The following is a 21,125-nucleotide window of genomic DNA, read 5'->3' on the forward strand; positions in this document are numbered from 1 at the left end:
TCGCCGATTGTTGTTACCGCCCCGACCTGGCACATCGGATGGTTTACGTATCCGACACATGGACGCTACGCCATCGGCGGCGATGCTCCGTGCGGCCGGTCGGGGACAGCCGGTCAGAGATAGAGGCCGGTGGCGGGGGCGGGTTCGGCGGCGGTGGCCTGGCGGCCGTCCCGCAGGGCGAACAGCTCGGCCAGCGTCACGGCGCCAGGGCCGGCGCCCTCGGCGCGGCCCAGCCATTCGGCCGCCTGCCCGGCCTCGAACCGGCCCACCTCGATCTGCGCCAGGCACCGCCCGGGCCGTACGACCGCGGGGTGGAGCCTGCTGAGGTCCTCGTTGGTCGTGATGGCCACGAGCACGTCCCTGCCCTGGCCGAGCAGCCCGTCGGTCAGGTTGAGCAGGCGCGACAGGCCCTGGCCCGTCGACTGCTTGGCCTCGGCGCGGATCAGCTCGTCGCAGTCCTCCAGGACCAGCAGCCGCCAGCGCGGCTCCTCGTCCTCGCCCGGGCCGTCCCAGCCGACCGCGACGTCCATCAGGTAGCCGGGGTCGTTGAACAGCAGTTCGGGGTCGAGCACGCAGTCGACCTGGCACCAGGGCGCCCACTCCCGCGCGAGCGTGCGCAGCAGCGTCGTCTTGCCGGTGCCGGGCGGGCCGTGCAGCAGCACCAGCCGGCCTGTCACGCCGGCCGCGGTGGTCGCCATGAGGGCGTCCAGGCGACCGGCGGCGGCCGTGGGGTAGTTCCGCCTGATCTCCTGCCAGGGCGAGGTCGTGATGGGCTTGGCGGAGCGGTGCGGACCGTGGCTCGACCGCCACCAGAAGCCCATCCGCACGTGGTCGGCGTCGGGGGCCGCCTCCTCGGCGTTCCTGGTCGCCTGCTCCAGGACCGAGCCGGCCAGCTCCTCGCTCACGGCGGTGGCGGTGAGAGTGGCCGACCGGTTGTGGTTGCGGACCACCCGCAGCGTCCACCCCTCACCCGCGATGAGCCGGGTTTCGTACCCGTCGGTGTGCTGCGCGACGCGCAGCAGCCGGCCGCCCTCCGCGGTCAGCGGGGCGTCGGCGCGCACCCGGGCGAGGCTGGTGGTGCGGGACCAGGGCTGCTCCCCGGTCGCGAACGGAGACAGCGCCAGGGCGTCGATCACGTCCGCCGGGCTGTCGGCGTCGTCGAGCCAGATGCGCATCGGCACCGGCGGGCGAGGGGACGCGGGCGCGGAGTGAGGAGAGAAGTCGACCTCCTTGACAACGGACATACAGCCATGATCTCGACGCCCGGCAGGCGCTGTCGAACGGATTTATTGGCTCATTCACTTTGCTTGCCGTTTAAACAAGTTTATGAGGGCAAAAGGCAGTACCTGGTGGGGCGTTACCGCTACGCTTCGTATACAGTCGTACGGTTTTCAACGGAGAGCACTGTGGCCATCGATCTCGTGTCCCGCGCTGAATGGGGCGCGCGTCCTCCCAGGGGCTCGTACTCGTCGCTGGCCTCGACCCGTGGCGTGAAGGTCCACTACACCGGCGGCCGGGTGGACCCGGGCATCGTCGGCGACCACGCCAAGTGCGTGGACATGGTGAAGTCGATCCAGAACTTCCACATCGACGGCAACGGCTGGATCGACATCGGCTATTCGATGGTGGCTTGTCCGCATCGGAAGGTCTTCGTCGGGCGGGGGCCGGGACACCTGCCGGCCGCCAACGGCCCCGGCCTCAACTCCGGCCACTACGCCGTGCTCGGTCTCGTCGGCAACGCCGGCCTGGTCCAGCCGACCGACGGCATCCTGCATGCGATCCTGGACGCGGTGGAGTATCTGCGTGCCAAGGGCGGCGCGGGCAAGGAGATCAAGGGCCACCGCGACGGCTACTCCACCGACTGCCCCGGCGACCCGCTGTACGCCTGGATCAGGAGGGGTGCGCCGCGTCCCGGCAGCACCCAGCCGCAGCCGGACCCCGAACCGGAGCCCACCCAGAAGTGGCCCGGCCGCCTGCTCAGGTATCCGCCCGTCATGCGCGGCGACGACGTGCGCACCTGGCAGGCCCGGGTGAAGGAGCTCGGCTACGACATCGTGGTCGACGGCGCGTACGGGCCGCACTCGCAGGACGTGTGCCGCAGGTTCCAGAAGGACCGGCACCTCGACGTGGACGGCGTCGTCGGCCCCGAGACCTGGAACGCCGCCTTCACCGCCCAGGCTTAGGCGCACCGCCTGGTGAGCCCTGGGGTCACCAGGTGACGCCGGGGCTCTCCGCGCCGCCGCCGAAGGCCGTCGTTCCCGTCCTCCTCCATCGCTGCCGGACGTTGTGCTCGCCCCCGGTGCGCGGGGCGGTGGCGGTGAACGGACCGCAGGTGACGATCGCGCCGTCACGCGAGGGGGAGACGCCCGAGCAGATGAAGGGCTGCGAGACGTTCACGTTCGCCGTGCTGTCGTACAACTGGATGTGGATGTCGGACCGGACGGAGCCGTCCCCCCTGATCCGCCCCATCAGGTAGAAGACGTCGTCCACCATCGCGAAGCAGGGCGACATCTCCGTGCCCGTGCCGGCGCCCACCGAGATCCAGGCCCGGCATCGCCACTCGGGACTCCGCTGGGATCGCGTGGTCTCCTGCGCGCTGCCCTCGCCCGACGCCTCGGCCTCCGACCGCCGGGGCCGGGGTGTCGGCCGGGGTGTCGGCCGGAGTGTCGCGGCCTGCTGGGTCGCCGACTTCGCCGGGCGCGGGCGGGCCGGCGCCGTGGAGACCGCCGCTCTCGGGGTGTGCCGCGCCGCTTCGCCCGTGGGCCGGTGCCCCGGCTCTGCGGCCGATGACGGCGTGGGCGACGCCTCCTTCCGCGCGGACGGCGTGGACGGCGTGGACGGCGTGGACGCGGGGTCCGGTCCGGGGGAAACCTGGGCCGGTGCCGTCGCCTCCAGTGCCGCGGCGCCGCCTCCCTCTCCGGTCCCGCCACCCGGCCCCCACGGGGACACGACGACCAGGACCGCCGCGCCGAGCGCCACCGCTGTGGCGGTCGTGGCGACGACGATCGGGCGTCGCCGGGAGGCCGGCGCCGGAGGTGTCGTCTCCTGCGGGATCGCGGGATCCGGGGGTCCCGCGGCCGGCTCTCCGGCCGCGGGGAAGGGTTCCGAGGTGGCGGACGGCGGGTCCGACCACGCGACGGGCGGAAGGGCGGGCAGCCCGGTCAGCGACGGCGCCGCGGCGCGCAGCGCGGCCGCCACCTCGGCAGCGCCCGGGCGCGCGGCGGGATCCTTCGCGACGCAGGCCGAGATGACCGGCCACAGGGCGTCCGGCATCCCGGGCAGCCGCCGGGGCACGGCGGTCGCGTGCCGCCGCAGAACCAGCATCGGGTGGTCGCCGACGAACGGGGGACGCCCGGCGAGCAGTTCGTACAGGATCAACCCGATCGCGTACACGTCCACCGCGGTCGTGGGGGTGCCTCCTTCGGCCACCTCGGGAGCCAGGTAGGTGGGCGTGCCGATGATCGAGGTCGTCTGGGTGAGGCCCGGCCCGTGCAGGATGCGGGCCACACCGAAGTCGGTGAGCCGCACCCGTCCGGTGTTGTCCTCGACGAGGATGTTCCCCGGCTTGATGTCCCGGTGCACGACGCCCTCGGCGTGCGCGGCCCCCACGGCGTCGGCCACCTGGCCCAGCAGCATGGCCACCTCGGCCGGGGGCAGCGTGCCGCGCGGCTGGAGAAGGGTGCGGAGGTTGCGCCCCTCGATGAGGTCCATCACCAGGGCGAGACGCCGGCCCTCGACGACGAAGTCGCGCACGGTGACGATGTTGGGGTGACGCAGCCTCCGCATCACGTTGCGTTCCTGCACGAACCGCAGAACGAGGTCCTGGTCGTCGCCGAGGCCCTCGTGCAGCAGCTTCACCGCCACCGTCTCCCCGGTGTCCCGGTGCCGCGCCCGCCACACGCTCCCCATCGCGCCGGCGCCTATCTCCTCCAGCAGCACGTAGCCGCTGCCCAGCGACATCCCGGCCCCGTCCGCGCCCACCGTCCACCTCCCCATCGATGACCGGGATCACAATACTGAGGAAGATCGCAATTCACCCCGGGCAGCGTTGTCCACAGACCGGGACCCCGGGGCCCCGGACGCGAACCGGTGCCCTTAGCATCCGGTTCATGACGGTGCCGCCTGTTGAACTCGACGATCTCGCCGATCCCGCAGCGGGGTTCCCGCAAGCCACGCGGGAGCAGTGGAGGACACTCGCGGCCGAGGTGCTGCGCAAGTCCGGCTGGGATGGTTCGCCGGACGAGGCCGAGGCCGCCTTGACCAGCACGACTTACGACGGGGTGGCGGTCGCCCCGCTGTACGACGCCGCTGACCTGCCGGCCGCGCCGGGCGCGGCACGTGAGGGGCGCGGGCCGGGCCCGTGGGACGTGCGCCAGCGGCACGCCGACCCCGATCCGGCCGCGACCCGGGAGGCGATCCACGCCGACCTGGAGAACGGCGTCACGTCCCTGTGGCTCGACCTGAACGCGATCGACCCGGCCGCGCTGCCGGCCGTGCTCGACGGCGTCCTGCTCGACCTCGCCCCGGTCGTCCTCGACGCCGGCCCGCGTACGGCCGAGGCGGCGGAGCATTTCCTACGCCTGGCCGGCGGGGTGGCGCTGCCCGGCGGCAACCTCGGCGCCGACCCGATCGGGCTGGCCGCCCGCACCGGCGTGACCGTGGACACCGGCACCGCCGTGGCGCTCGCCCGCCGCTGCGCCGCCGACCACCCCGGGCTGCGGGCGATCACCGTCGACGCCCTGCCCTACCACGACGCGGGCGGCGCCGACGCGGAGGAGCTCGGCTGCTCGGTCGCGACCGGCGTCGCCTACCTGCGGACGCTCACCGGCGCGGGCCTCACGGCCGAGCAGGCGTTCGGGCAGCTCGAGTTCCGCTACGCCGCGACCGCCGACCAGTTCCTCACCATCGCCAAGCTCCGGGCAGCCCGGCGGCTGTGGGCGCGGGTCGCCGAGGTCACCGGGGTCGCGGGGGCACCCGCCCGGCAGCTCCAGCACGCGGTCACCTCCTCGGCGATGATGACGGTCCGGGACCCCTGGGTGAACATGCTGCGCACGACCGTGGCCTGCTTCGCGGCGGGGGTGGGCGGGGCGGACGCGGTGACCGTCCAGCCGTTCGACGCCTGCGCCGGGCTGCCCGACGCGTTCGCCCGGCGCATCGCCCGCAACACCCAGTCGCTTCTGGTGGAGGAGGCCAACGTCGCCCGGGTGGCCGACCCGGCGGGCGGCTCGTGGTATGTGGAACGGCTCACCGACGACCTCGCCGCCCGGGCCTGGGAGTGGTTCCGGGAGATCGAGCGGGCCGGGGGCATGGCCGCCGCGCTGGAGCGGCTGGTTCCCGAGCGGCTGGCGGCGACCAGGGCCAGGCGCGCGGACAACCTCGCCCACCGGCGCGACCCGATCACCGGGGTCAGCGAGTTCCCCGACCTGAAGGAGAGGCCGGTGTCCCGGCGGCCCGGCCCAGGGCTCGCCGTGACGAGCGTGTCTGGTGGGGGCCTGCCGGTGATGCGTTACGCCGAGGAGTTCGAGGCGCTGCGCGACCTCGCCGACGCGCAGCCGAGCCGGCCCACGGTGTTCCTCGCCACGATCGGCCCGGTCGCCGCGCACACCGCGAGGGCGACGTTCGCCGCCAACCTGTTCGCGGCGGGCGGCGTCGCGACCGTCACCAGCGGTCCGGGCACCGACCCGGCCGCGATCGCCGCGGCCTTCCTCGACTGCGGCACGCCTGTGGCCTGCCTGTGCTCCAGCGACCGGCTGTACGGCGAGCACGCGACGGCGGTCGCCGCGGCGCTGCGGGAGGCCGGGGCGCACAAGGTCTGGCTGGCCGGGAAGGGAGAGTATGAGGGGGTGGACGTCACCCTGTACGCCGGATGCGACGCGCTCGGGGTGCTCCGCGCGACGTTCGACGATCTGGGAGTGAGCCGATGATTCCGGATTTCTCGGAGATTGACCTGGGGTCGGGCGCCGCGGCGGCGGACATCCCCGACGGCGGGCCGGCCTGGGAGACCTCTGCCTGGGAGACCCCCGAGGGCATCGCGGTCAAGCCGTTCTACACGGCGGCCGACCTGGAGGACGGTCCGTCCCTCGAGACCTACCCGGGCGTCGCGCCCTTCCTGCGGGGCCCGTACCCGACGATGTACGTCACCCAGCCGTGGACCATCCGGCAGTACGCCGGGTTCTCCACGGCCGAGGAGTCCAACGCGTTCTACCGGCGCAACCTGGCGGCCGGGCAGAAGGGCCTGTCGGTCGCCTTCGACCTCGCGACCCACCGGGGCTACGACTCCGACCACCCCCGCGTCGCCGGCGACGTCGGCATGGCGGGCGTGGCGATCGACTCGATCTACGACATGCGGCAGCTGTTCGACGGGATCCCGCTCGACCGGATGAGCGTGTCGATGACGATGAACGGCGCGGTGCTGCCGATCCTGGCGCTCTACATCGTCGCGGCGGAGGAGCAGGGCGTCGCGCCGGACAAGCTGGCGGGAACCATCCAGAACGACATCCTCAAGGAGTTCATGGTCCGCAATACCTACATCTACCCGCCGGGCCCGTCGATGCGGATCATTTCGGACATCTTCGAGTACACCTCCAAGAAGATGCCGAAGTTCAACTCCATCTCGATCTCCGGCTACCACATCCAGGAGGCCGGGGCGACCTGCGACCTGGAGCTCGCCTACACGCTGGCCGACGGGCTGGAGTATCTGCGCGCCGGGGTCCAGGCGGGGCTGGGCATCGACGCGTTCGCGCCGCGCCTGTCGTTCTTCTGGTGCATCGGCATGAACTTCTTCATGGAGGTCGCCAAGCTGCGCGCCGCCCGGCTGCTGTGGGCCCGTCTGGTCAAGGGCTTCGGCCCGCGCAACCCCAAGTCGCTGTCGCTGCGCACGCACAGCCAGACCTCCGGATGGTCGCTGACCGCGCAGGACGTGTTCAACAACGTCGTACGGACCTGCGTCGAGGCGATGGCGGCCACCCAGGGGCACACCCAGTCGCTGCACACCAACGCCCTGGACGAGGCGCTCGCGCTGCCGACCGACTTCTCGGCGCGGATCGCCCGCAACACCCAGCTTCTGCTCCAGCAGGAGTCGGGCACCTGCCGGGTGATCGACCCGTGGGGCGGCTCCTACTACGTCGAGCGGCTGACCCGGGAGCTGGCGCGGGCGGCCTGGGGCCACATCCAGGAGGTCGAGCGGGCCGGCGGCATGGCGCGGGCCATCGACCAGGGGCTGCCCAAGATGCGCATCGAGGAGGCGGCGGCCCGCACCCAGGCCCGCATCGACTCCGGCAGGCAGCCGGTGATCGGCGTCAACAAGTACCGCCCCGAGGCCGACGAGCCGATCGAGGTGCTCAAGGTCGACAACACGGCCGTGCGCAACCAGCAGATCGACAAGCTCCGCAGGCTGCGCGAGGAGCGCTCGGCCGGCGCCGTCACCGAGGCGCTGGAGGCGCTGACGAAGGGCGCGGCCGGCGGGGAGAACCTGCTGGAGCTCGCGGTGAACGCCGCCAGGGCGAAGGCGACGGTCGGGGAGATCTCCGACGCGCTGGAGAAGGTCTTCGGACGGCACGCCGCGCAGATCCGTACGATATCGGGCGTGTACCGCGCGGAGGTGGGCGGCGCCGCGGACCGGGTCCGGGAGGCGTGCGCGCAGTTCGAGAAGGCGGAGGGCCGCCGGCCCCGGATCCTCGTCGCGAAGATGGGCCAGGACGGCCACGACCGGGGCCAGAAGGTGATCGCGAGCGGCTTCGCCGACCTCGGCTTCGACGTCGACGTCGGCCCGCTGTTCCAGACGCCTGAGGAGGTCGCCCGGCAGGCCGTCGAGGCCGACGTCCACGTGGTCGGGGTCTCCTCGCTGGCGGCCGGGCACCTGACGCTGGTGCCCGCGCTGCGGCAGGCGCTCGCCGACCTGGGCGCGGAGGACGTCATGATCGTGGTCGGCGGCGTGATCCCGCCGGGCGACGTCGCGGAGCTGCGGGCCGCGGGCGCCTCGGCGATCTTCCTGCCCGGCACGGTGATCGCCGACGCCGCCCTGGAGCTGCTGCGCGAGCTGTCCGCCCGGCTGGGGCATCGGTGATCGCATCGGTGATCGAGGACTACGTGAAGGGCGTGCTGTCGGGCGACCGGCGGTGGACCGCCCGGGCGATCACGCTGGTGGAGTCGACCAGGGCCGACCACAGGGAGATGGCGCAGCGGCTGCTGGTCGAGCTCACCCCGCACGCCGGCAAGGCCCGCAGAGTGGGCGTGTCCGGAGTGCCTGGGGTCGGCAAGTCGACCTTCATCGAGGCGCTCGGCACTCATCTCACCGGGCAGGGGCACCGGGTGGCCGTGCTGGCCGTGGACCCCTCGTCGCGACGCTCCGGCGGCAGCATCCTGGGGGACAAGACCCGGATGGCCAGGCTGTCGGCCGACCCGAACGCCTTCATCCGGCCGTCCCCCACGGCCGGGACGCTCGGCGGCGTGGCGAAGGCCACCCGCGAGGCCATCGTCGTGGTGGAGGCGGCGGGCTACGACATCGTGCTCGTCGAGACGGTCGGGGTCGGCCAGTCGGAGACCGCGGTCGCCGACATGGTCGACACCTTCCTCCTGCTCACCCTCGCCCGCACCGGGGACCAGCTCCAGGGCATCAAGAAGGGCGTGCTGGAGCTGGCCGACGTCATCGCGGTCAACAAGGCCGACGGCGAGCACGAGACGGCCGCGCGCAAGGCGGCGCGGGAGCTGTCCGGGGCGCTGCGGCTGCTGCGCTCGGCCACGCCCGTGCTGACCTGCAGCGGCCTCACCGGCGCCGGGCTTGAGGAGCTGTGGGCGCACGTCGTGCGCCACCAGGAGGGCGCCGACCTCGCCGCCAGGCGCAGCCGCCAGCAGGTCGAGTGGACGTGGGCGCTGGTCAGGGAGCGGCTGCTGGCCATGCTCCGCGACGCCACCGCGGAGATGGCGCCGGAGATCGAGCGGCAGGTCCTCGACGGCACCCTCACCCCGGCGCTGGCCGCCGACCGGATCCTGGCGGCCTTCCTTCATGACACCCGGGGGATCACCTTTCCACCCGGGTGAGAAAGATCGCTACCCCTGTGACCGGGAATGCACTGTTGCACGTTTTCCCGGGCCGAAACCGTGCCACCATGTGGCCGCTTTCGATTACGGGGAGGTGCGATGAACCACGATCCGATGATGCCGCCGCAGGTGGAGCGCGCTCTGCGGGAGTACCGCGCGTTACTGTCCGCACACGGGATGACCTGGGGGGAGCCGCCGCTGGGATACGTCCGGATGATGCCGTTCCTCCGGTTCCCGGAGGAGGCCGACCGGATGAGCATCCGGCCCGACCTCGACGCGGAGTTCCGTGACACGCTGGACGGCGAGGTGCCCCGGGGCCTGGTGGCGTTGCGGCTGACCACGGACGGCCACCGCCTGAAGCACCGCCTGGAGCACGGGCCGGCCAGGCCGCTGCTGTCGCCGGGGCCGGTGCCCGTCGTCCTGCTGGTCGACTCCGCGCTGCCGCACCCGGTGGAGGTGACGGCCGACGGCGTGCCGTACGGGATCGTGGCGGGTGGGGCCAAGCTTCTCGACGTGACGACCGCGACCGTGCTCACGGTGGACGGCGAGGCGGTGGACCTGTCCGGGCTGGCCCGGCCCGCGCCGGCCGCGCGGCTGCGGTTGCGCGCGGGCTTCCCCTGCCGGTGGAGCGTCACGTCGGCGGACGGCCAGGGCTGGTATCCGGAGGGCGTGCCGGAGCGGCGCGACAACGACGACAGGCCGTTCTTCCACGGCGACGACATCGTGCTCGCCGTGCCCTGCGAGCCGGTCACGATCCGGGTCACGCGCGGCATGGAGTACGGCATCGCCGAGACGACGGTCGTCCCCAGGACGGGGGAGGAGACGCTGGTCGGGCTCGCGCCGCAGCGGCTGTACGACGCCGCCGCCCGGGGCTGGTACGGCGCCGACCTGCACGTCCACATGAACTGGGCGGGCGACCTGGTCGCCGCACCGGCGGAGGCGGCCGCCGCGCAGCTCGGCGAGGACCTGCACGTGCTCAACCTCGTCGCGGGGAACGTCGCGGGGGACCGGGTCTACGACCGGGAGGCGCTCCAGCACTGGGCCGGGCGCGACCTGCCGTGGTCGGACGCCGGGCACGTGGCCCGGATGGGCGTGGAGTATCGCAACGACCTGTTCGGGCACGTCCATGTCTTCGGGGTGGCCGCGCCGCCCGCCGTCTACCACACCGGCTTCGGCGCCGACGCCGACTGGCCGCCCAACGCCACGGTCTGCGGCGACCTGCGGGAGCCGCGCGCGGTGCTGGGGTACGCCCACCCCTTCCACGGCCCGGTCTCCTCCCCGGAGGACGTGGCCGCGAACGGGACCAGGAACTGCACCGGCCGCGCCCTGGTGGTGGACGCCGCGCTCGGCCTGGTCGACGGAGTCGAGGTGCTGCACTTCAGCGACCTGTCGTCCGCGCCGGGGACCGCCGAGGTCTACCGGAGGCTGGTCGGCGCGGGCAACCGGCTCGCCGCGCTCGCGGGGACCGACACCATGCTGTCGTTCACCCGCCAGGACACGGTCTCCAGCCCGCCGGGCTGGGAGCGCGTCTACGCCCGCGTGGACGGGCCGCTCAGCGCCGAGTCGTTCGCGGAGGCCGTACGGCGGGGCCGCACGTTCGCCACCACCGGCCCCTGGCTGGAGCTCACGGTGAACGGCCTGGGGCCGGGCGAGACGCTCGACCTGGAGGATGGTGAGACGGTCGCGATCCGGGCACGGGCCGTCGGGCCGGAGGTGGAGCACATCGAGATCAGGACCGCGGCCGGCGTGCTCGCCGGAGGGCCGGGCCACGAGATCGACGCGTCCCTGTCGGTGGCGGACGCCACCTACGTGGTCGCCGTGGTCCGCGGCGGCCCGCATCCGCGTTCCCCGCGCGGGCGGGCGTACGCCCACACCAGCCCGGTCTACCTGGACGTGCGGGGACGGCACGTGGCCAGGGATGAGGACGTCCGCTGGTGCCTGCGGTGGCTGGACCTGCTCGACGAGCTGGTCAGGGCCAGGGCCCGCCTGCGGACCCGGGCCCAGCTGCGCGACCACCTCGACCTGATTGAGAAGGCCCGCGCGGTGTACGAGTCGCGCCTGTGAGCGGAGATCTGTGACCAAGATCTATAACTACAGGTCGAGCGACGATCCGCCGAAGCGGTCCCGCAGGAACCGGCCCTGGTCCCTGAGCGCCTGCTCGTCCCCCTGATAGACGGCCTCCGCGATCGCCGACAACCCCGACTCCAGCAGGCCGAGCTGGGCCATCAGCTCCTCGTGCGCGCTGCGCTCGCGCGACCCCCGGCGGGTCAGCGCGTACGACCTCGGCAGGTTGGCGTACGCCTCCAGGCTGGTGGGCAGGTAGTCGCGGATGGCCTGGGAGACGACGTGCAGATGGTCGGGGGCGGAGGTGAGCGCCTCCGCCCTGGCCAGCACGTCGCGCAGGATCGCGGCGAGGTCGCCGACCTTGGCCACGACGTCATCGGGGAAGCGGGGCGGCGACACCTTGGCCACGAGGACGTCGAGGTCGTCCCGCAGCGCCCGCGTCTCGACCTCGGCGTGAGAGATCGTCAGCCGCACCCGGTCGGGCGGGGTGAGCAGAGCGCCCACGCCGTACAGCCCGGCGACGACCACCGGCCACAGCGACCCGGCGACGCCGAGGAAGTGCAGCCCGAGGCCGCCGAGTGCGAGGGCGGAGCCGACGATGTTCCGCGTCGAGCCGAGGTAGGCCAGGATCCGGTCACTGGTAGCCACGGATCTCCTTGAACGCCGAGGCGAGCGACGCCTGCCGGGCGTCGAACACCGCGCCGCCGGTGAGCGAGGCGACCTGGCGCATCTCGGCCACGTCGCTGTCGCCGAACAGCACCACGAACGTGGGGATCCGGGTGCCCAGGGTTCGGTAGAAGCCGGCGAAGTCCTCGTAGGAGGAGCCGTCGGTGTTCTCGCCGTCCGTCATGAGCACGACCGAGGTGAAGTCCTCGCCGCCCTGTCCACCACCCTGTCCCGCACCCTGGCCGCCCCGGACCGTCTCGTACGCGTCGCGCAGGCCGTCGTAGATCGCGGTGCCGCCTCTCGCCGTCAGGCCGTCGCCGTACGCGCGGATCTGCCGCAGGACCTCGGCGGGATCGCGTTCCGGCACCGTGAACGTGCGCGCCGGGCCTGCCACGGTGCTGAACGGCAGCAGCGTGACCGTCTCCCTGTTGCGGAACCGGGAGAACTGGCCGGAGGCAGAGGCGTCGGCGCCGGTCAGCGCGGCGAGCGCCTGCTTGAGCGCGTCGATGCGGTCGCCCTGCATCGAGCCGGAGGTGTCCAGCACGAACACCGTGCGCGACGGGCGCCGCACCTGGTTGAGGTACGCGTTGATCAGCGCGTCGGCGGCGCTGCGCCGGTTGGGGAAGGGCAGCTCCAGCAGCGGGGCCGTGCCGAACCTGGCGTCCGGCCGCACCTCGGGCACGATGGGCCGCCGCGCCGTGGTCGTCATGATCTCGCGCTGCACCCCGGGCGTACGCAGCCAGGCCGCCAGCTTGCCGTACAGCTCCTTCTTCGAAGAGGAGGCGAGCAGCGTGAGGGGGTAGTCGGCGGTGACGACGCCGTCGCTGGGGTAGACCAGCGTGAGCGGCTCCCCGGAGGCGGTGCGCAGGCCGAGCAGCACTGACTCGTAGTTGATCAGCCCGTCCACGTCGGTGCGCCGCCGGAAGGCGTCGGCGAGCCAGCCGGAGGAGCCCGCGGTGAGCGTCTGCGCGGAGAAGAACCCGGTGAGCCGTGGGGTGACGGCCGTGATCTGGGCCTGGTCGAGCGCCTCGCCCGCGTCCGACAGTGCCGCCGCCACACCGACCAGGGCGGAAAAGCCCGAGTTCGACGACGCGGGGTTCGTCATGCCGAAGGTGAAGCGGTGTTTCCTGGCGGCCTCGGTGATGTCCGTCCAGGTCGCCTGGCCGGTGTCCCAGCCGAGCTCGCGGGCCTTGGCGCGGCTGAGGCCGAGCACCACGGGCGAGAGCATGATCTTGGTCTGGGTGGACAGGCGCGCGCTCGCCCCGTCGATCAGGGACAGGTAACGGTTGGAGGAGAACCAGACCGCGTCGTAGCGGCCGTCCGCGCCGCCGTTCGCCACCTGCTCGGCGCCGTCCAGCGTGCCGGTGTAGGAGAGCGACACCTTCACACCCGCCGCGCCGGCCGCCTTGGCGAGCAGCGGCTCCAGGTCCTTGATCTCGCTGCCCGCGAGGACGCGCAGCACGTCCGGGCCGTCTTCCGCAGGGGCATCCCCGTCCGCGCCCGAGCAGGCGGCGGTGACGGTCAGCAGCACGGTCAGCAGCAGGGCCGGGACGGCGGCCGTGATCGCTCTCCTCACGACCCGGCCTCGTCGCCGCGGCGGGACCGCTCCAGATAGGCGCGGGCGTGGTCGAGCTCCGCGGTGAGGTTGTCGACGGTGACGGCCATGCTCTCCACGGCCTTGGCCTTGAAGCCGTCGATCATGTCCATCGTCGAGTAGATGTTGTCGAACGCCTTGCTCAGCGCCTCCATGCTCACCGTCGTGGCGGCGGCCTGGGTCTGGATGTCTCCCGCCTGGGTGCGCAGCATCTCGCTGGTCGCGAGGATCAGGTCGGAGGTGGTGGTGTTCAGCGCCGTGATCTGGTCGAGCACCAGCTTCTGGTTGGCGAGGGCCTGGGCCACCGTGACGGCCGTGCGCAGCGCCGCGATCGTCGTGGTGGTCGCCCGCTCCACCCCCTTGATCAGCTCCAGGTTGTTCTTGCGCACCAGATCCAGCGCGAGGTAGCCCTGGGCCGACACGGCGAGCTGGGTCAGCAGGTCCTGGTGCTTCTGGCGCACGCCGAACAGCGCGTCCGACCGCAGGGCGTTCGCCTTCTCGGGGTCGGTGAGCTCGATCTGGTCGATCCGTCCCTGCAGCTCCGCGTCGAGCGCCGCCGCCAGCACGGCGTACTCCTGGAGCTTCGTCATCGACTCCCAGAGGTTCGCCTTCTCGCCCTCGATGGCGGCGTTGTCCTTGCGCAGCTCGTCCTGCCCGGACTTGAGCGCCCGGATGATGTCGTCGATGTGCTTTTGCGCGCTGCGGTACTTGGCGAAGTAGTCGCGCAGCCGGTCGCCGAACGGGATGATCCCGAGCAGCCGCCGGGTGCCGGCGTTCGCCTGCTTGGGGTCGAGGTCGACGATCGTGCGGCGCAACGCGACGAGCTGACCGGCGACCCGCGCCTGGCCGTCGGCGCCCTCGCCCTTGGCCGAGGCCAGCGCCGCGACCGGGCGCTTGAGCATCCGGTTGGCCACCTGGGAGGAGGCGCGGATCTCCGAGTCGCCCATCGAGGTGATGTCGTGCACCTTCCTGGTGAACTCCGGCGACCGGTGATCGAGCGTGGTGAGCTCCTCGGCGAAGCCGGACGCCTTGCGGGTGAGTTCGGCGCCGCGCTCGCCGGGGAGCGGCAGCATCCCGGCCGCCTTCTCGACCGGCACCGCCGCCACCGGGGCGGGCGGAGTCAGCACCAGATCTTCGGACACGGGCGTCCTCTCTTCCTGGGACTCTTCCTGGACCCTGTTTTCCTGGACCCTGTTTTCCTGGACCCTGTCTTCCTGGACGAAGGGGGGTCAGGACGACGGCTTCGCGCCGGCCAGGTAGCGCTGCTCGATGGTCGAGACGAGCTCTTCCAGCCGGTCGTAGGCGGGCGGTTCGACGACGTCGACCAGGCTCGCGGGCACCGGCGCCCTGGTCGTGGCCACCAGGTCCGCGAAGACCTTGGGGTCGGCGGTGCGGAAGCCGTACCTCGCGGCGAGACGGGCGAACTCGGGATCCTCCTGCAGCAGCCGCCCGACCTCCGCGGCCCGGTCCGTGAGCGGGACGAGCGTGTGCTTGCTGAGCACGGTCGGCGAGGGGTAGATCAGCCGCATGTCGGGCCGGATCGCCCCGCCGCCCGCGAACAGCCGCGCGGCGTACTGCGCCTCGTAGATCACCACCATCGGCGTCTTGCCGATCCCCAGCGCGAGGTAGTCCTCGAAGGGCGCCTCGGTGGAGGACTCCGAGTAGCCCTGGTCGAGGAACAGCGGGGCGACCGTCCGCGCCACCTCGGCGACCTGCGCCCGCGAGGTCACGACGTCGTCGCCGTTGGCCACGTAGCTGGTCGCCGCGAGGTACATGGCGGCCGAGTTCGACGTACGGACATCCGTGGTGGTGAGCAGGACCCGCTTGCGGGCGCGGTAGGAGGTGTTGCCCGGCAGCGCGTCCCAGCGGGTGCCCTTCGCGACGAGGTCGAGGAACCTGCGCAGGTCGAGGACCTGGTAGCCCGCGCCCGAGTCGCGGACCACGCCCGCCTTCGCGAGCACGTCCACGATCGGCTGGAACGTCGCGACCGCCATCGGCGAGTAGAACGGCGAGTACGTCCGCGCGATCTTGTGCGCCTGCCTGATCTTCTCGGCCGCCGGGACGCTGGAGGGGAAGGCGAAGTCGTACGGGCGCAGGTCCACCGTGGTCGCGATCTCACGGGATCCCGCGGTGTCGACCTCGACCCGCAGTCCGTGCCTGGCGAACGCCGCCCTCACAGCGGGATCGTCGAAAAAGGGTTTCTTCTCCGAGCCGATCACACCGCGGACCGTGGTGAGTGGCCGCCGCTCACCGCCGCTGCCGCCCCCGCCGTTGCCCAGCACGAGGGCGAGGACGACGGCGGCGCCCAGCGCCAGCGCCAGCCCGATCCCGATCCAACGCTTCATTCATGCTTTCCTTCGCCCCGTGGCCCTGATCCCCGTATTCCGGATTATGGGAGATAGAGGAAAGGGGCGAGCGTGAGGAGAGGGATACGAGTGAGAATTCAGAAAATGTTCATCGTGGAGTAATGAATTGGGTTAGCGGCGATTTGATGCAGAAATACCGCTATATCACCTTTTGTCGATCGGGTGGCATCAGCGGTACCCGCGGGTGGCGCCCAGGTAGGGCAGGCACAGCAGGGCCAGTCCCGCGCAGACGGCGAGCGCCAGGGACGGGCCGACCGGAAGCAGGGCGCCGGCCAGCGCCGTGCCGAGGCCGATCCCGGCGTACAGGGCGGAGGAGTTCAGGCCGACGACCACGGCGGTCTCCTGGGGCGCCGCGTTGATCAGCCGCACCTGCTGGGCCGGGGTCTGGAACCAGGTCGCCGCGCCCCAGGCCGCCATCAGCACGGCGGTCAGCGGCAGCCAGTGCGTGCCCGCCCAGGCCGCCCAGGCGAAGACGGCCAGGGTCGCGGTGAGCAGGGAGAACCCGGCGGTCTGCACGGGGATGGGCCCGTGCCGGTCCACCATGGCGCCCGCCACCAGGTTGCCCGCGACCGCGCCGACGCCGTACAGGAACAGCAGCCAGGTCTCCGTCCGCGCTCCGGCCCCGAGTGCGCGCATCACGGGAACGGCGAAGGCGTAGAGCCCGTAACTGGCGGCCAGGCCGAGCACGGTCAGCGGCAGCACGGCGACCACCCCCGGCCGCCGCAGCGCCGCCAGTCGTTCCCGCAGCGGGATACGGGGGTTGCCGGGCAAGGCGGGCATCGCGGCGAACACGCCGAGCGCGCAGATCGCGCACAGCGCCGCGACCAGGCCGAGCGCCGCGCGCCAGTCGAGGATCTTCCCGGCCAGGTTGCCCAGGGGCACGCCGAGGGCGGTGGCGACGGTCAGGCCGCCGACCACCACGGCCAGCGCCCGGGCGCGCTGCGCGGGCGCCACCAGCGACGCGGCGACCGCGCCCGCGTTCGGGGTGAACGCCGCGGCGCCGGACGCGGCCAGCACCCGCGTGACCATCAGCGCGCCGAAGTTCGGCGCCAGCGCCGAGGCGAGGTTGGCCAGGGCGAGCACGGCCAGGGCGCCGACCAGCAGGGCCCTGCGCGGCATCCGGGCCAGCGCGGTGGCCAGGACGGGCGACAGCACGGCGTAGGCGATGGCGAACGCCGTCGCCGACTGCCCGGCGGTGCTCTCCGTCACCCGCAGCGAGTGCGCCATCGCGGGCAGGAAACCGGCGACCACGTACGCGTCGGTCCCGACGGCGAACGTCCCGAGGGCCAGAACGAGGGTCGAGCCGAGCCCTCGCGGCGCGGCCTCGCGCTGCCTAACCGGGATATTCAACGTCCCTGTTTCGTCCATGAGAACGCTCCGTGCCAAAGTGGGGGATCAGTCGGTCATGCGGCCGTAGTTGCGGCGGGTGCGCGCCGCGCCCGCGGGGGCCTGCTCCATCAGGTCGGCGATCGTGCGGCCGGCCAGTTCGCGCCGCCACGCCAGCTCGGCCCGGCGCATGAGGCCGGAGATGCCGCAGGGCCGGTCGAACTCGGGACCGGCGTCCCGCCCGCTCACTCCGCGCTTGCGGATCTCCGTGCAGCGGAATGGTTCGAGCGGCCCCTCCACGGCGGTGACGACGTCCATCACCGTGATCCGCTCCGGTGGGCGGGCGAGCGACCAGCCGCCCCGGACGCCGGGGGTGGAGGTGAGGATCCCGGCGCGGGCGAGCGGCTGCAGCCGCTTCTTCAGGTACTCCTGGGGCAGGTCGAACCAGGCGGCGAGGCGGCGGATCGACACGGGGGCCTGGTCGTCGAGCCAGCCCAGCGTCACGCAGCAGTGGAGCCCCCACTCGACGCCCTCGCCCATCCGCATAACCGGGACTATACACGTCCCGGTTGTCGGGGAGACGGCGGAGGGGTCAGGCGAACAGCGTGCGTCCCCAGTAGTCGCCGCCGTCGGCCACCCCGGGCGGGCAGGCGAACAGGCCGCTGGAGACATGCTTGATGTACTCGTTCAGCGCGTCCTTCTGGGACAGCATCCGCTGGATGGGGACGAACTGCTTGCGAGGGTCACGCTGGTAGGCCATGAAGAACAGGCCGGCGTCGAGCCGCCCGAGGCCGTCGGAGCCGTCCACGTAGTTGTAACCGCGCCGCAGCAGCCGCGCGCCGCCGTGGGCGTCGGGGTGCGCGAGCCGTACGTGCGCGTTGCCGGCGATCACCGGCGTGCCGTCCTGGCCCTTCTTGGCGAAGTCCGGCGTGTCGAACTCCCCGTGCCCGGTGAGCGGCGCCCCCTCGCCCTTGTCGCGGCCGAAGATGGCCTCCTGCTCGGCCAGCGGGGCGCGGTCCCAGGTCTCGATGTGCATCCGGATCTTGCGGGTGACCAGGTAGGTGCCGCCGTCCATCCAGGCCGGGCCGTCGCCGGGCGCGGCCCACAGGTGGTCGCGCAGCATGGCGGTGTCCTCGAGCTTGAGGTTGTTGGTGCCGTCCTTGAAGCCCATGAGGTTGCGCGGCGTCGCCTGCGCCCGCGAGGTGGACGAGGTGCGCCCGAACCCGAGCTGCGAGTAGCGGACGGAGACCTTGCCGAAGCCGATCCTGGCGAGGTTGCGGATGGCGTGCACCGCCACCTGCGGGTCGTGCGCGCACGCCTGCACGCAGATGTCCCCGCCGGAGATCGCCGGCAGCAGGTCCTCACCGGGGAAGGCGGGCAGGTCGGCCAGCGCGGGCGGCCTGCGGTCGGCGAGGCCGAACCGCTCGTCGAACAGCGACGGGCCGAAGCCGACGGTCAGCGTCAGTCCGGAGGCGGGCAGGCCGAGCGCCTCGCCGGTGTCGTCCGGCGGCGCCTCCGGCGCGCCGCCGACGGCGCCGAACGTGCCGGCGTCCTTGCCCTGGGTCATCCGGGCCGCGGCGGCCGTCCACTCCTGGAGCAGCTCCACCAGCTCGGCCTTCTTCTTCGTGATGACGTCGAAGGCCACGAAGTGCAGCCGGTCCTGGGCGGGAGTGGTGACACCCGCCTGGTGCGGGCCGTAGAAGGGCACGGGGTCGGAGGTGGAGGCCGCGTGCGCGACCGGCTCCTCCGTGAACGACCTGGTGACGACGGCCCCGGCCCCGACGGCGGCGACGCCGGCCGCGCCGAGGCCGAACAGCCGCCTGCGGCTGATCCCCGTGCCGCTCACTGTGCTTTTCCGGGTCACCGGGCCACCACCGAGGCCACCTTGCTGATCGGCTCGGCCAGGGCGTTGATCGCGTCGGACAGCGCCTTGAGGTCGTCCTTGGACAGGTCGGTGTGCAGCTTCCAGCCGTCGCCGCTGCGGTGCGCGGCGAGCGCGTTCTCGGCGTCGGCGAACTTCGCGTCGAGCGTCTTCACCAGCTCGGCGTCGCGCTCCTCGAGCACCGGGCGCAGCGCCTGGACGGCGGCCTTGGAGCCCTGCAGGTTGGCGTCGAAGTCCCACAGGTCGGTGTGGGAGTAGCGGTCCTCCTCACCGGTGATCTTGCCGGTGGCGACCTCGTCGAGCAGCCCCTTGGCGCCGTTGGCGAGCTGCACGGGGGAAAGGTCGACCGTTGCGGACTTCGTCACGATCGTGTTCACGTCGGTCATCAGCTTGTCGGCGATCGGGCCGTCGCCGCCGACGTCCTTCTTGACCCACAGGTCCTTCTCGATGCGGTGGAAGCCCGTCCACTCCTCGCCGTCGGCCACGTCGTTCTCCCGCGCGTCGATGGCCGGGTCGAGGTCGCCGAAGACCTCGGCGACCGGCTCGATCCGCTCCCAGTAGGTGCGGGCGACCGGGTAGAGCTCCTTGGCCTTGGCCACGTCGCCGGCCTTGACCGCCTCGGTGAACTCCTTGGTCTTGGCGAGCAGCGTGTCGGACTGGCTCTTGATGTAGCGCTTGTAGCTGGCCACGGCCTCGGCGAGCTTGGCGTCGCCGGTCAGCGGCTTGTGCTCGCCGCTGACCTTGAGGGGGCCGCGGATGCCCTTGCCGGTCATCCCGGGCTTGCAGGCGGTCTCGTACACGCCCGCGGGAAGTTCCACCACGACCTCGCGGGTCAGGCCGGGCACGATGTTCTCGACCTCGCCCATGACCCGGTCGCCCGCCGCGTACACGTAGAACTCGGTGACCTTCGTGCCGTTGTTGGTGATGGCGAAGGTCGAGGTGCCGGCGGCCAGCTCGGACTTCGCCACCTTGCACTCGGTGTCGGTGGCGGCCACGGTGATCTTCCCGTCGCCGGCGGCGGTCGCCCCGGTCGTGGTGCCGGAGCCCGACCCCGAGGACGAGCAGGCGGTGAGGCCGGCGAGGGCCAGCGCCGCGGCGGCGAGGACGATGGGGGTGCGCATTTCGGTGGACTCCGGTCAGGAAGCGGGCTGGGGAGACGTGGAAGCGGGGCTCGCCGGCGTCTTGGCCGCGGGCCGCAGGAACAGGATGAGGACGGGAACCAGGTAGACGACCCAGGCGACGGCCTCCAGCACGCTGGGCTGCGGGGTGATGTTGAACATCCCGCTCAGCAGCGTCGAGTACCAGGCGCTGGGGTCGAGCACGCCGCTGATGTCGAAGGCGTAGGTGTTCAGGCCGGGCACCAGCCCCGACTCCTGCAGGTCGTGCACGCCGTACTTGAAGATCCCGGCGGCGACCAGGACCAGCAGCAGTCCCGTCCAGGTGAAGAATTTCGTGAGGTTGATCCGCAGGGCGCTGCGGTACAGCCCCCAGCCCAGCGCGACCGAGGTGAGCAGCCCGAGCGTGATGCCGATCAGCGGGCTCGCGCTGCTGGTCGCGCCCTGGACGGCGGCGAACCACAGCAGGGCGGTCTCCAGTCCCTCGCGGGCGACCGACAGGAACGCCACCACGACCACGGCGGTGGCCCCGAGTTCCAGGGCCGCGCCCATCTTCTCGCGCAACTCGCCCGACATCTTGCGGGCCGCCGTACGCATCCAGAAGATCATGAAGGTGACGAAGACGGTCGCCGCCAGCGACGTCACGGCGTCGAACATCTCCTGCTGCTGGGTGCCGAGGTGGGCCGCGGTGAAGGTCAGCAGCGCGCCGAACGACACGGAGAGGAGGACGGCCACGCCGACGCCCGCCCAGACCATGGGCAGCCGTTCGCGGCGGTCGCTCTTGACCAGGAAGGCCACGAGGATGGAGACCACAAGACTGGCCTCAAGGCCCTCGCGAAGGCCGATGAGGTAACTCGCGAACACATCGTCCTCCGGACGCTCGGTAAGCCTTACCTAAGTTAGGGCAGGTTCACCTTACCGACAAGGTCCCGAACTCATGGAGCGGGGTAGGACTTTTGTCACCTTCAGGGGCGGGTGAGGCGACGCCCCGTCGGGCGGTGGATTAATTCGGTGGCGTCCCATCTCCGCTCCCCGTTATCGTGACGGACGTCCTGCCGCCGCACCCTGGAGGG

Annotated in this window: 16 protein-coding genes; 5 read left to right on the top strand and 11 right to left on the bottom strand. The window is 72.2% G+C overall.

The genetic code is table 11. From position 1 onward, the window contains the following. Positions 1-113 precede the first annotated feature (113 nt). On the bottom strand, positions 114-1,244 hold the full coding sequence (locus ABZ857_RS30665; protein WP_357049617.1) for a DUF5925 domain-containing protein: 1,131 nt from the start codon (positions 1,242-1,244) through the stop codon (positions 114-116). Positions 1,245-1,406: 162 nt separating this feature from the next. Here ABZ857_RS30665 and ABZ857_RS30670 point away from each other — a divergent pair, with 162 nt between their 5' ends. Then, positions 1,407-2,183: an N-acetylmuramoyl-L-alanine amidase gene (locus ABZ857_RS30670; RefSeq protein WP_357049620.1), complete on the top strand. Its 777-nt coding sequence runs from the start codon at positions 1,407-1,409 to the stop codon at positions 2,181-2,183. Between the two features lie 25 nt (positions 2,184-2,208). Here ABZ857_RS30670 and ABZ857_RS30675 read toward each other — a convergent pair whose 3' ends face one another. Further along, positions 2,209-3,981: a protein kinase gene (locus tag ABZ857_RS30675; RefSeq protein WP_357049623.1), complete on the bottom strand. Its 1,773-nt coding sequence runs from the start codon at positions 3,979-3,981 to the stop codon at positions 2,209-2,211. 128 nt (positions 3,982-4,109) lie between these two features. Between ABZ857_RS30675 and ABZ857_RS30680 the strand changes: the two genes are divergently transcribed. From ABZ857_RS30680 to ABZ857_RS30695, 4 genes are all read left to right on the top strand, one after another. Then, a complete protein-coding gene (locus ABZ857_RS30680; RefSeq protein ID WP_357049626.1) occupies positions 4,110-5,924 on the top strand; it encodes a methylmalonyl-CoA mutase family protein in 1,815 nt (604 codons plus the stop codon). After that, positions 5,921-8,065 (top strand): methylmalonyl-CoA mutase, encoded by a 2,145-nt coding sequence (scpA, locus tag ABZ857_RS30685; RefSeq protein ID WP_357049629.1) that lies wholly within the window; start codon positions 5,921-5,923, stop codon positions 8,063-8,065. The genes ABZ857_RS30680 and scpA overlap by 4 nt, the downstream gene beginning before the upstream one ends. Next, on the top strand, positions 8,065-9,039 hold the full coding sequence (gene meaB, locus ABZ857_RS30690; RefSeq protein ID WP_357049878.1) for a methylmalonyl Co-A mutase-associated GTPase MeaB: 975 nt from the start codon (positions 8,065-8,067) through the stop codon (positions 9,037-9,039). The genes scpA and meaB overlap by 1 nt, the downstream gene beginning before the upstream one ends. A gap of 99 nt (positions 9,040-9,138) precedes the next feature. Then, complete coding sequence (locus ABZ857_RS30695; RefSeq protein WP_357049632.1) at positions 9,139-11,103, top strand: CehA/McbA family metallohydrolase; 1,965 nt, start codon at positions 9,139-9,141, stop codon at positions 11,101-11,103. Positions 11,104-11,130: 27 nt separating this feature from the next. On the opposite strand, the gene ABZ857_RS30700 is transcribed toward ABZ857_RS30695, so the two are convergent. From ABZ857_RS30700 to efeU, 9 genes are all read right to left on the bottom strand, one after another. Then, entirely contained in the window at positions 11,131-11,751 is a 621-nt protein-coding gene (locus tag ABZ857_RS30700) for a hypothetical protein (RefSeq protein WP_357049635.1), read from the bottom strand. Next, the gene (locus tag ABZ857_RS30705) at positions 11,738-13,345 is read right to left on the bottom strand and encodes an extracellular solute-binding protein (RefSeq protein ID WP_357049638.1); all 1,608 of its coding nucleotides are present in this window, start codon (positions 13,343-13,345) and stop codon (positions 11,738-11,740) included. The genes ABZ857_RS30700 and ABZ857_RS30705 overlap by 14 nt, the downstream gene beginning before the upstream one ends. Continuing rightward, complete coding sequence (locus ABZ857_RS30710; RefSeq protein WP_357049641.1) at positions 13,342-14,505, bottom strand: toxic anion resistance protein; 1,164 nt, start codon at positions 14,503-14,505, stop codon at positions 13,342-13,344. The genes ABZ857_RS30705 and ABZ857_RS30710 overlap by 4 nt, the downstream gene beginning before the upstream one ends. A gap of 87 nt (positions 14,506-14,592) precedes the next feature. Next, the gene (locus ABZ857_RS30715; protein ID WP_357049643.1) at positions 14,593-15,708 is read right to left on the bottom strand and encodes a hypothetical protein; all 1,116 of its coding nucleotides are present in this window, start codon (positions 15,706-15,708) and stop codon (positions 14,593-14,595) included. A gap of 189 nt (positions 15,709-15,897) precedes the next feature. Next, positions 15,898-17,097, bottom strand: coding sequence for an MFS transporter (locus ABZ857_RS30720; protein ID WP_357049646.1), 1,200 nt, complete (start codon positions 17,095-17,097; stop codon positions 15,898-15,900). 27 nt (positions 17,098-17,124) lie between these two features. Beyond that, complete coding sequence (locus ABZ857_RS30725; protein ID WP_357049649.1) at positions 17,125-17,601, bottom strand: Rrf2 family transcriptional regulator; 477 nt, start codon at positions 17,599-17,601, stop codon at positions 17,125-17,127. Between the two features lie 46 nt (positions 17,602-17,647). After that, a complete protein-coding gene (gene efeB / locus ABZ857_RS30730; RefSeq protein ID WP_357049652.1) occupies positions 17,648-18,919 on the bottom strand; it encodes an iron uptake transporter deferrochelatase/peroxidase subunit in 1,272 nt (423 codons plus the stop codon). Further along, entirely contained in the window at positions 18,916-20,058 is a 1,143-nt protein-coding gene (gene efeO / locus ABZ857_RS30735; RefSeq protein WP_357049655.1) for an iron uptake system protein EfeO, read from the bottom strand. The genes efeB and efeO overlap by 4 nt, the downstream gene beginning before the upstream one ends. 15 nt (positions 20,059-20,073) lie before the next feature. Next, positions 20,074-20,916 (bottom strand): iron uptake transporter permease EfeU, encoded by an 843-nt coding sequence (gene efeU / locus ABZ857_RS30740; RefSeq protein ID WP_357049658.1) that lies wholly within the window; start codon positions 20,914-20,916, stop codon positions 20,074-20,076. Positions 20,917-21,125: the final 209 nt, after the last annotated feature.

The organism is Microbispora sp. NPDC046933 (assembly GCF_040644635.1).
In the GTDB taxonomy this organism is placed as follows: Bacteria; Actinomycetota; Actinomycetes; order Streptosporangiales; family Streptosporangiaceae; genus Microbispora.